The sequence below is a fragment of the Methanocaldococcus villosus KIN24-T80 genome, from assembly GCF_000371805.1.
In the GTDB taxonomy this organism is placed as follows: domain Archaea; phylum AGJL01; class Methanococci; order Methanococcales; family Methanocaldococcaceae; genus Methanocaldococcus; species Methanocaldococcus villosus.
Window position 1 is genome coordinate 251,637 of the sequence record NZ_AQUK01000001.1, and the last position, 11,777, is coordinate 263,413.

The 11,777-nt window shown below is 27.8% G+C and carries 12 protein-coding genes and 1 pseudogene; 9 read left to right on the forward strand and 4 right to left on the reverse strand.

Translation table 11 applies throughout. From position 1 onward, the window contains the following. Positions 1-50 precede the first annotated feature (50 nt). Positions 51-1,232 (reverse strand): preprotein translocase subunit SecD, encoded by a 1,182-nt coding sequence (locus METVI_RS0101440; RefSeq protein ID WP_017980947.1) that lies wholly within the window; start codon positions 1,230-1,232, stop codon positions 51-53. Between the two features lie 38 nt (positions 1,233-1,270). On the opposite strand from METVI_RS0101440, the gene METVI_RS0101445 reads away from it, so the two are divergent. Both METVI_RS0101445 and METVI_RS0101450 read left to right on the forward strand, forming a co-directional pair. Next, a complete protein-coding gene (locus METVI_RS0101445; protein WP_004593349.1) occupies positions 1,271-1,567 on the forward strand; it encodes a SemiSWEET transporter in 297 nt (98 codons plus the stop codon). Further along, positions 1,528-2,241 carry a bifunctional fructose-bisphosphatase/inositol-phosphate phosphatase gene (locus METVI_RS0101450; RefSeq protein WP_017980948.1) on the forward strand — a complete coding sequence of 238 codons (714 nt, stop codon included), beginning with the start codon at positions 1,528-1,530 and terminating at the stop codon, positions 2,239-2,241. The genes METVI_RS0101445 and METVI_RS0101450 overlap by 40 nt, the downstream gene beginning before the upstream one ends. On the opposite strand, the gene pyk is transcribed toward METVI_RS0101450, so the two are convergent. Both pyk and acs read right to left on the reverse strand, forming a co-directional pair. Then, complete coding sequence (pyk, locus tag METVI_RS0101455; protein ID WP_004593345.1) at positions 2,234-3,538, reverse strand: pyruvate kinase; 1,305 nt, start codon at positions 3,536-3,538, stop codon at positions 2,234-2,236. The genes METVI_RS0101450 and pyk overlap by 8 nt on opposite strands. Positions 3,539-3,549: 11 nt before the next feature. Beyond that, complete coding sequence (gene acs, locus METVI_RS0101460; protein ID WP_004593344.1) at positions 3,550-5,613, reverse strand: acetate--CoA ligase alpha subunit; 2,064 nt, start codon at positions 5,611-5,613, stop codon at positions 3,550-3,552. 89 nt (positions 5,614-5,702) lie between these two features. Here acs and METVI_RS0101465 point away from each other — a divergent pair, with 89 nt between their 5' ends. From METVI_RS0101465 to METVI_RS0101495, 6 genes are all read left to right on the forward strand, one after another. Then, positions 5,703-5,843, forward strand: a complete 141-nt coding sequence (locus METVI_RS0101465) for a C2H2-type zinc finger protein (protein WP_004593342.1) — start codon at positions 5,703-5,705, stop codon at positions 5,841-5,843. Continuing rightward, complete coding sequence (locus tag METVI_RS0101470; RefSeq protein ID WP_004593340.1) at positions 5,844-6,410, forward strand: ZPR1 zinc finger domain-containing protein; 567 nt, start codon at positions 5,844-5,846, stop codon at positions 6,408-6,410. Positions 6,411-6,541: 131 nt separating this feature from the next. Further along, positions 6,542-7,240, forward strand: a complete 699-nt coding sequence (locus METVI_RS0101475; RefSeq protein WP_004593338.1) for a metal-dependent hydrolase — start codon at positions 6,542-6,544, stop codon at positions 7,238-7,240. Positions 7,241-7,674: 434 nt separating this feature from the next. After that, positions 7,675-9,156 carry an alkaline phosphatase gene (locus METVI_RS0101485; protein WP_004593336.1) on the forward strand — a complete coding sequence of 494 codons (1,482 nt, stop codon included), beginning with the start codon at positions 7,675-7,677 and terminating at the stop codon, positions 9,154-9,156. A 31-nt stretch (positions 9,157-9,187) separates the two neighbouring features. After that, a complete protein-coding gene (locus METVI_RS0101490; RefSeq protein WP_004593333.1) occupies positions 9,188-9,379 on the forward strand; it encodes a hypothetical protein in 192 nt (63 codons plus the stop codon). Between the two features lie 4 nt (positions 9,380-9,383). Further along, the gene (locus METVI_RS0101495) at positions 9,384-10,451 is read left to right on the forward strand and encodes a YibE/F family protein (protein ID WP_004593331.1); all 1,068 of its coding nucleotides are present in this window, start codon (positions 9,384-9,386) and stop codon (positions 10,449-10,451) included. A gap of 64 nt (positions 10,452-10,515) precedes the next feature. On the opposite strand, the pseudogene METVI_RS07435 reads toward METVI_RS0101495, so the two are convergent. Continuing rightward, positions 10,516-10,638: pseudogene (locus METVI_RS07435) on the reverse strand (IS481 family transposase); the annotation flags it as partial. Between the two features lie 177 nt (positions 10,639-10,815). Between METVI_RS07435 and METVI_RS0101505 the strand changes: the two are divergent. After that, positions 10,816-11,745 carry a thiamine-phosphate kinase gene (locus METVI_RS0101505; protein WP_004592268.1) on the forward strand — a complete coding sequence of 310 codons (930 nt, stop codon included), beginning with the start codon at positions 10,816-10,818 and terminating at the stop codon, positions 11,743-11,745. The last annotated feature ends 32 nt before the right edge of the window (positions 11,746-11,777 follow it).

Sequence of the window (11,777 nt, forward strand, 5' to 3'; positions counted from 1 at the left end):
AGATTATATATATTTTTTGGTTTCCTATTTTTATTTCAGCAATTCATCATCTATTCTTTGAATAACTCTTCTATTATCCTTGCAAATGCAGGTCTTGTAATAAATACCCCTATCAATATTCCAGCTATAGTTGTTAAAGCAAATCCTTTTAACATTCCTACTCCTAAAGTAAATAGAGGTAACATTGCTGCTATGGATGTTCCTGCTGAAGCAAAGATTATAAAGAAAGCCCTTTTTATGCTTGATTTCAGTTTTCTTACTCCTCTCTTTAACACCTCATCTGTTATAACTATTTGATCATCCACCCCAGTCCCTACAGCCGCAATAATCCCTGCAATAGAAGGTAGATCTAACTTCCACTCTATTAAAGCAGCAAATCCTAATATAATAATAATCTCTGATAAGCATGTCATCATTATTGGAAATGCTATTTTTGGCTGTTTATATCTGATAGCAACTATCATACTAACTGCTATGAAAGCTAATAATAATGCAATAGCAGCTCCTTTTTTAAACTCTTCTCCTAACTTTGGAGAAATTACATAAGTGTATTCTATATCAAGTTTAACAGGTAATGCTCCAGATTTTAATGCTGTATATATAGCCATAGCCTCATCAATATCTTCTTTACTTGGTGGATAAGGGCTAACAGTTATAACCTGTCTAGGATGTGGTTTTCCATCACAAAGATCTGGAGAAAGGACAGGAGCTGAGATTAATTTACCATCCATATATAAATAAATTTTATGATAAGGTTTACCTTTAACAATTTCAGCAAACCTCTTAGCACCTTCTAAAGTTAATTCAAAAGACACTCCATAAGCCCATCCACTTTCAGTAGCTACCTTACCTGGAGGTTCAACACTTTTAACATCTCTACCAGTATAAACAGTTATTTTATCATCTAATTTAGCTACAAATACTCCTTGATGTTTTAAAATCTTTATTATCCTATCCACATCTGAATTGTTTGGAACTATAACAATAATTTCATCATTTCCTCTAGGATATACTGTTATGTCAGATAAACCATTTAAATTTAACCTTTTCTCAATTATATCCACAGTTATTTCCATTTCTTGATCACTAATAGGCTTTTCAGCTTTTAACACTATTACAGTACCCCCACTTAAATCTACTCCAAACTTTAAACCTTTGAATGCTATTAATATTAAAGATATAAATAAAAATATCCCTAAGATAGCAATCCTTTTATCTCTTAACAACCTCATTTAATCACCCAAAATACTTAATAAATTAGGTGACTTATATGGATTTTGATATAGTAGGATACATTGCAGGAACATTAACCACATTTGCTTCATTACCTCAGTTAATAAAGTCTATTAGGGAAAGAGATCTTAGTAGTATTTCACTGACATTTGTTTTAACCTTCACTACTGGGTTATCTCTATGGCTTATATATGGAATCTTAAAAATGGATTATCCAATTATAGTGTTTAACATCCTCTCCTTAATGTTTTGGATACCCATTACTTATTTAAAAATAAAAGAAGAGATGAGAAAATGTGGGATGAATTGGGTAAAAAAATTATTAAAGAAGTAGAAAAGGAAGTTATGCCTTATTATGGAAAAAGAGGGAAAGTTATTGATAAAAATATATATGGGGATGAAACTAGTATTTTTGATAAAATAAGTGAAGATATAGCATTAAAATATTTAAATGATGTGAATATAATTAGTGAAGAGATTGGAAAAATAGATAATGGTAGTGAATGGACTGTTGTTATTGACCCAATAGATGGTTCTTTTAATTTTAAAATAGGCATTCCTTTTTTTGCTTTCTGTTTTGCTGTATTTAAAAATGATAAACCATATTATGGGCTAACATATGATTTTATTAATAAACATATTTATGAAGCCTACACAGGAAAAGGGGCTTATTTAAATAATAAAAGAATTAAGATTAAGGAATTTGATCCTAATAATATAAGTGTCTGTATTTATGCTGAAAATATAAATATAAATGCTAAAAGAGTTAGAATGCTTGGAGCTTTTGGATTAGAAATGTGTTTAGTAGCTAGAGGAGCTATAGATGCATGCTTAGATTTAAGGCCAAAAGTTAGATTGGTAGATATAGCTTCCTCATATATAATATGTAAAGAGGCTGGAGCAATAATAGTTAATAAGAAAAAAGAAACATTAAATTTAGAACTTGATCATAAAAAGAGATATGATATTATTGTTGCTAATTCAAAAGATTTTTTAAAGCTTATATAGATTCAACTTTTATTGTATTTGATTTTCTCTCACCTATTGGATGTCCAAACACCAATAAATATAATCCACTTCCTATCTCCTTTTTAGCTATTTCCCTACATGCAGATATTATATTATCAATATTATTGAACTCTTCCATTAAACAACTCTCAACACCATAAACTAACTTTAACTTTCTTAATGTATTTATATTAGGTGTAGGGGCAATTATTCTCTTTCTTAGCTTAGATATAATTTTTGCTGTTCTACCTGAATATGTAGGAGTTATTGTTAGTTTTATAGGCAATTTTTTATATAATGATGAAACTGCATATGCTAAACCCTCTTCAACATTAAAAACATCTAAATCAGTTTTTCTTATAAATTCTTCATGTTTGTCAGCTACTTCAGCAACCTTATTTAAAACCTCTATAGCTTTTAAAGGATATTTCCCTATAGCTGTTTCATTAGACAGCATTAAACAGTCAGTTCCATCATAAATAGCATTAGCTATATCTGTTACCTCTGCTCTTGTAGGATATGGGTTATTTACCATAGAATCTAATATTTGTGTAGCTGTTATAGATATAATTCCAAATCTATTAGCTGTTTCAATTATCCTTTTTTGTTCAATGGGGATATATTCAATATCTATCTCCACACCTAAATCTCCCCTAGCTACCATTAATCCATCACTATTTTTAGCTATATTTTCTAAATTTTTTAAAGCTTTTTTTGTTTCTATTTTTGCTATAATATCACAATCTCCTTTAAAATCATTTATATAATCTCTTAATAATTTAACATCTTCCTTATCCCTAACAAAAGATAATGCTATATATTCAAACTCTTCATCACATGCGAATCTTATATTTTCCCTATCTTCATCACTTATTATTTCAGCTTCTATATCACTGTCTGGGAAATTGGCACCCATATTTTCTCTTACTTCCCCTCCAACAATTACTACAGCCTTATTATCTTCAATAACTTCTAAAACCACTTTACCATCATTTATTATTATTCTATCACCAGATTTCATATTTACATCATAATTGAATTCAAGATCTTCACCAATTTCAACAATTTCATTTTCTTTTAAAAATTTCTTTTTAGTTCTTTTTATCCTTATTTTTATTCCTTTCAAATCCATAAGTTTGGCTATATTATGTTTATTTAAAAACTTTAAAAATTTCATACAATAATTGATATTAGCATGTGACATATTAAATCTAACACCATCTATTAAATTTACAGCCTTATCTAAACAATTCTCTATAGAAGGTCCAAGTGTAATTAATATTTTTGTCTTTCTCATATCCTATCAACTTAACAAATTATTCTTGCATCAGCAATACAGCCTCCTTTTTTAAATACAAATATAGGGTTTAAATCTAACTCTTTTATCTCTTTGTGAATATTCATAAATACACTTATTTTCATTAAAGTTTCTATTATATAATCTATATCTTTTCCTTCCCTACCTCTAACACCTTCTAGTATCTTATATGATTTTAAACTTTTCAACATTTCATGAGCAAAATCTTTTGTAATAGGGTATATTCCAAATGCTACATCTTTTAGAACTTCTACAAAAACTCCTCCTAAACCAACCATAATTACTGGTCCAAATATCTCATCTCTCTTACCACCAATTATTAACTCAACTTTATCTCCATCTATAAACTCTTCCACTAAAACTCCTTCTATTTCTACATTAATATTCTTCCTCTTTCCATACTCTAAGGCATTTTTTATTAACATATCATAAGCTTCTCCTACATCATCAGGATTTATAATAACTCCATGAGCTTCTGTTTTATGTAATATTTGAGGAGAGACTATTTTTAAAACTACTTTTTTAAACTTTTTAGCATACTCTATAGCTTCATATTTACTTTTTGCTAAGTATCCTTTAGGTATGTCAAAACCATACAGTTTTAATAACTGTTTAGCTTTATACTCATTTGGTCTATCTAATAAAGATTTTATAATCTCCTTATTTTCTTCATATATTTTTAAAAATTCTTTTTCAATCTTATCTAAATAAGGATCATAGTCTTCTTTAACCTTTATTAGGCTATATTTATATAAATATGATAGAGCCTTTATTCCATTTTCAGGGGTTATATATGCAGGAATTCCATGCTTTCTTAGATAACTTTTAGCTCCTTTAACTGACACTCCTCCAACAAATGATGTTATTAATGGCTTATCTCTTTTAAGATTAGCTAATATTTCAGCTACTTTTAATGGTTCTGTCATTTCTTGAGGAGTTAATATTACTAAAAGTCCATGAATATTTTTATCCTCCAATAGTATCTTTGTAGCTTTTTCATATCTCTCAGGTGTAGCATCTCCAATAATGTCTAGTGGATTAGTTATATTTGCAGTTTCTGGAAGCACTTCTTTTAGTTTTTCTATAGTACTTTTTTCAAAATTTGCCAATTTTAAGTTATGATCTGCACAAGCATCTGCTGCTAAAACCCCAAAACCTCCAGCATTAGTTATAACACCTATTTCATTCTTTTCCATTATTGGTTGAGTAGAAAATATGTGAATGAGATCAATAAGTTCTTCAAAAGTTTTAGCTCTAATAATACCTGCTTCTTTAAATGCGGTGTCATAAACTACATCATCTCCAGCAAGTGAGCCTGTATGTGATTTGGCAGCTCTCTTTCCTTCTTCAGATCTTCCAGCTTTTAGAACAATAATTGGTTTTTTCTTTGCAACTTTTTTAGCTACTTTTAAAAACCTTTTATCTTTTAATCCTTCTATATAAAGAACAATAATTTCTGTATCATCATCTTCTAAAAAATATTCTAACAAGTCACTCTCTTGGATATCTATTTTATTTCCTAAACTAACAACTTTAGAGAAACCTATATTTAATAGAGGAGCAATATCCAGTATAGCATTTAAAACTGCTCCACTTTGAGATACAATAGACACTCCTCCCTTTGGAGGAAAAATCTTAGAAAATGTTGCATTTAAATTTATATGTGTATTCATTATTCCTAAGCAATTAGGCCCAATGACCCTAATACCATATTTTTTTATTATATTTTTTACTTCCTCTTCTAATTCATAATTACCCACTTCAGAAAATCCTGCTGAAATTATAACAGCATATTTTATTCCTTTTTTCCCACACTCTTCTAACACCTGTGGAACTGCTACATTAGGAACAGCAATTATTGCTAAATCTATTTCATCATCAATATCTAAAACAGATTTATAACATTTTAGATTGAAGATATTATCATACTTTGGATTAACAGGATAAATCTTCCCATTAAATTTTAATAGATTCTTTAATATGGCATAACCTACTTTTCCTTCTTTTTTTGTAGCTCCTATTACTGCTACAGATTTTGGATAAAACAGTTTCATATTATCACAGAAAAATTTTTATATTTATATTCTTATCTCATAAATAATTTTATAATTATTGTATTAAATACCTTATGGGGTGAAGTAACATGAGATTGAAAGCTAAAAAGATAGAGAGTAGATATGGAAAATTTTTAGTATGTCCAAGATGTGGAAGGGTTTTTAAAGATTCTAAAGCATACACAAAACATGTTAATAAATCCCATAGACATTTATTTAAAGGTGAATGAATGGAGCAGAGAATAGATTGCCCTGTTTGTGGAGCTAAGAATAGTTTTGTTATTATCACTAATCAATTTGAAATTCCATATTTTGGCCCTGTTTTAGAAACTACTATGATATGTGAAAAATGCAACTTTAAAAGAAGTGATGTTTTTCCATTAGAGGTTAGGGAGCCTAAAAGATATAAATTAACTATAAAAGATGAAAGAGATTTATGCAAAAGGGTTGTTAGAAGCTCTTCAGGATATATAGAAATTCCTGAGCTTGGAGTGGAAATTACTCCTGGACCATTAGCTGAAGGGTTTGTAAGTAATGTTGAAGGGGTTTTGGAGAGAGTAAATAATATATTAGATACACTATACAGATGGGCAGATTCAGAAGAACAGAAAAAAAGAATAGAAGAAATAAAAGAAAAAATAAAAAGAATAAAAGAAGGAAAAGAAAAAGCTACATTAATACTAACTGATCCATTAGGGCATAGTGCTATTATTGGAGAAGGTGTTGAGGAAGAAACTTTATCTGAAGAGGAAATCAATAAGTTAAAAGAAGGAATTATTATTGAGAAAAAATTATAAAAATTTAAAATGGCTCAGATCGGGTAAGTATCATCATACGTCAGATAACCCTCTTTTCATCATCGCCACTTTTATTTATTAAATATATTATGGTTTTATTTTTTGTGTTTTTAAAATTAATTGTGATCAAAATGGATTGGAAAGGACATACAATTTTAGGACTTGTATTTGGATTACCTTTCATCTCTTCTCCAGAACAGATATTTTTAGCTTTAGCAGGAGCATTGTATCCTGATTTAGACCATGATGTTAAGGAAGATATTGTTAAGAGGGGAATTTATATATCTTTAGGTTTGGTTTTAATAAATATCTTAATCTATTATTTTAAAAAAGAATATTTTAATTTAGATTTATTTATCTTATCTGTTTCTGTTCTTTTAATTTATCTTATCCCATATTTTGCAAACCATAGGGGGATAACACATACATTTTGGACATTAATTTTAGTTTCAGTGATTTTAGGATTTTTGGCATTGAAATTAACTATATTTTCTCCAGTATTAGCAGGAATTATTGTTTTGTTGATGGTTGTTAATGAAAAGCTATTAGGTAAGATTTTGATTATTGCTATATTTGGATGGATTGTTTTGGATATTTTAAAGCCACATTCATTAGTTAGTGGAAACCTTTCATATATTTTACCTGTTGCTGTAGGTTACTTATCTCACATTGTTGGAGATTCAATAACCCCTGCAGGAGTTAAGGCATTTTATCCTATCTCCAAATATAAATTAAGAAAAAAAGAAGGATATATTTTGATATTAGTTTGGTTTTTAATGGTTCTTTATATTTGGAAGGATATAATATTGTCTTTATTAATTTTTAAATAGTTTAAGTAGTTTTGCACTTTATCATTATAGTTTTTATTGAGGGATATACTATGTTTATATTTCCAAAAAAGCATTATTTGTATTTTATAATAATATCATATATTGCTTTATTATCTCTAATAATATATTCAATCTATAGTGGAAATTTTAACATAAAGCAGCTACCTGCCTTTTTACTTGCTACACTTTTTATAATAATTATAGTACGTTATTTACAAAAACCATGGAAAAATAAAAAATTGCTAATTTAAATGAATTTGGTGATAACAAAACAATAAACAAAAAAATTCAAAAATATATTTTGTGGAGAAAATCAAATTAATCTTTTTATTTTTTATATTAGTTCATATTTTATGAATTTTTATTCTCAATAGAAAAACATATATACTTGATATATGAAATTATAGTTTGTAAATTGTTGGAGGTGTAAAAATATGAAAAAAATATCCGCAACATTGATTATATTTGGACTAATATTTGGAATAATGTTATGTGGATGTGTTAATAAGGCAAATTCAGAGGGAATTACTCAAAATACTAACACCTACATTAAAGAAGTTTCCTTCTCTAAAATAGGCTCAAATGAGTCCAAACATAAAGTTAAAAATGTAATTCTATTGATTGGAGATGGTATGGGTGTCACTCAAGCATATATTGCAGAAAGGTACAAGCAAGAAGTTGAGAATGGTAATTTAGTAATACTAACCAAATTTAAAAATAAAGGTTTAATAACAACTTATTCAGAGAGCTCTGAAATTACAGATTCTGCTGCTGCAGGAACAGCATTATTGTCAGGATATAAGACATACAATGGAATGATTAATATGAAACCTGATGGCTCCATTCCTAAAAAAACTCTTGGTGAATTGGCTAAAAAAATGGGAAAATCTGTTGGAATTGTAACTACAACAAGAATAACTCATGCTACTCCTGCCTCTGTTTATGCTCATGTTAAAAGTAGAGAGGAAGAAGATGAGATAGCTGAACAACTATTAGAGTTTGAGCCAACTGTTGCTTTTGGAGGAGGTTTAGAATATTTCATACCAAAAGATATGAAGGATAGTAAAAGAAAGGATAATAAAAATCTTATTGAAGAATTTAAAAAGAAGGGATATGTAGTTGTGTTTAATAAAAAAGAATTAGAAAATATTGATATCAATAAAACCAATAAAATTATAGGACTTTTTGCAAAATCACATATGGCTTATGAAGTAGATAGGGAAAATATAGATAAATATAAAGATCAACCTTCATTAGCAGAAATGACTGAAATGGCATTAAAAATTCTTGAGAAAAATCCAAAAGGGTTCTTTTTGATGGTTGAAGGAGGTAGAATAGATCATGCCTGTCATGCCCATGATGCAAAAAGTGAAATAATGGATACAATAGCTTTTGATAATGCTGTTAAAGTAGCTTTAGATTTCCAAAAAAAGCATCCTGATACATTGATTGTAGTTACAGCAGATCATGAAACTGCAGGAATGAGTGTAGGAACTGGTACAGAGTATTATGCAAACATTACAGCATTGAAAAATATTAATGCAAGTATAGAATATATGATCAAAGAAATATCAAAAAATTCTACAAAAGAAAACATTTTAAGACTAATTAAAGAACATTGGGGAATTGAACTAACAGATGATGAGAAGGCATTGTTATTTAAAAAGTCACCAACTTCAAAAATAAATGATAGCTATCTCTTAAGTAAATATCCAAAAATAAATAAATATGTTAGAAATTGGGCAGGATTTGCTTTATCTGAAATAGAAAGTAGAAGGGCACATATAGGATGGGCATCATTTGCTCATACAGCTGTACCTGTTCCTGTTTATGCTATTGGACCAAATTCAGAGATATTTAATGGATTTTATGACAACACAGAAGTTCCAGAAAAAATTAAGGAAGTTTGGGGATAATTTCTTTTTTCTATTTTTTTGGTGATAGTTTATGGGTAAACTAAAAATTTATAGAGTTGATGCTACAGAATTTAATAAAAATGTGGGAGACTTTATAAAAAAAGGTGAATTTTTAGGATATTTTAAAAATAAAAAAGTAATAGCTAATGAAAATGGTTACATATGTGGAATCTCATTTGATGCAGAAAATCACTGTTTAAATATAATTATAGAAATTAGGTGATAGTTTGAAAAATAAAATATATATTATTTTTTTGTTTGCTATTTTATTGTTATCAGTTATTTTGGTAGTTATTAACTATAACTATAAAAATGATTATTCTATTAAAAAAGGTGTTGTGATAAAGACATATGATAACATTGATTATACTGCTCCAATCAAAATAGGGTTTCAAATAGTTTATGTTAATGTTAGTGGTAATATAATAAAGTTTAATAATGTATTAAGAGGCAATTTTTTACTTGATAATTATTTTAAAAAAGGAGATCATGTAGTTGTAGTTTATAAAGATAACACTCCAATATATTTAGCCTATGATAGAGTTTTTTGGATAATCATGTTTTCAATATTATTTTTAGGATTATTATTTTTAATAGGTGGGTTTAATGGTTTTAAAACAGTATTATCATTAATTTTTACAGTGGTAGTGATATATTATATTTTATTACCAAATATTGCTAATGGAACCCCTCCAATAACTCTAACTATTATTATAATATTATTAATTGTATTTATATCATATTTTATACTATGTGGATTTAATAAAAAAGCCATATGTTCAGCATTAGGGGCAATATTTGGAGTAGTTATTAGTGGAATTGTTGGTTATATTGGAATAAATCTTATGAATTTACCTCCAGGAGGATTTTCTGAATTTGTAGAAATGATATTATTTTCAGGACACTATTTAGATTTTTATGGAGTATTTATATCTTCCATATTATTAGCATCTTTAGGAGCAATTATGGATGTTTCTATTGATATATCTTCAGGATTGTATGAATTAAAAAGACATAAGCCAGATATAAGCTTTAAAGAAATGTTTAAAAGTGGTATGAATATAGGTAGAGATATAATGGGTACTATGGCAAATACATTAATATTAGTTTATGTAGGCTCATTAATGGCTCCAATACTTTATTTCATTATTAAAAATACCCCAATGGAAATAATATTTAGCTACAATATTATAGCATCAGAGGTATTAGCTAGTTTAGCTGGAAGTATTGGAGTAGTTATGACCGTGCCAATAACAGTAATCTTAGCTTCTTACTTATATACAAAAGTAGAATAAATTAAATTATTCTTTTTTGTTAGTAAATTATTGTTATATCCTGAAATTATTTCGTTGTTCATGTTCATGTTATCACCTTTTTATTGCATTTGGTATTTTCGAAGTATACTTCGTATGGGTTTTAAAACTTAATAAACGGTGTAGTTTTATTTTGGTTGTGCTATTCAACGAATTCTTTCAGGTTGTCGCTTGCGTAGCAAGCGAGCAACGAAAACCGAAGATTTTCGTCTAATTTATCTAAGAGGTAGGAAATAACTTCATAAGGAATTTATTAAGTATATAAGAATTTTTATTTACAAATATAAAATAAAGTTAATATAATAAAAAGATACAATATATCTACAAACTGCTTAAGTGATAGATAATGGATGAAATAAAAGTTATAGAAATTGCTAAGAGTTTATTAAACTTTAAAAGAGACTATGTTGTAAAAGGTATTGATGATGATGGAGCTGTTTTAAAAATTGGGAAAAAATATATAATCTTAACTTCTGATATGATGTTAAGAGAAACACATATTCCTGAAATACTATCAGCATATGAAATTGGAGCTAGGATATTGACAGCAAATGTTTCAGATTTATTAGCAATGGGTGCTGAACCATTAGCTTTTTTATTATCCCTAGCTGTTGATAGAGATGAGAAATTTATATATGAACTTTATAGGGGTTTAAGTGACTATTCTAAACATTATAATTGTCCTATTGTTGGTGGAGATACTGTTAAGGGAGATCTGATACTTTCTGGATTTGCTATAGGAATAACAAATAAACCTTTATTTAGAGAAGGGAAAATTAATGATGATATAGCTGTGACAAATGATATTGGAAGGGTTTATTGTTCTATATATTTATATAATTTATATAAAAAAGGGAAAATTAGTTATAAAGAGTTTTTAAATTATGCTGAAAAATATAAAAATATTATGGAAAAGCTTAGAAAACCTGTGGCAAGAATGGAAATACTTGATGTGAAAGAATTTTTACATGGAGCTTGTGATATATCTGATGGGTTAGCTAAAGAAATAAGATATTTTAAAAACTTTGAAATCTATGGAGATAAATTATTAAAATCTATACCTGAAGATGTTTTATCTTTCTGTGATGAATTTAATTTAGATCCTATAAAAGTAGCTTTAAACAGTGGAGAAGAGTTTGAAATATTATTTACAACAGATAAATTAAATAAAGTAAAAAAACATGTGAAGGTCAATAAAATAGGAAAAATTATTGAAAATGGACAATATATAGATGGAAAAGAGCTAAAAGATATAGGTTATGTACATAAGTGGTAAACTTTACTTTATTAAAAATAAAGTTTTTATAA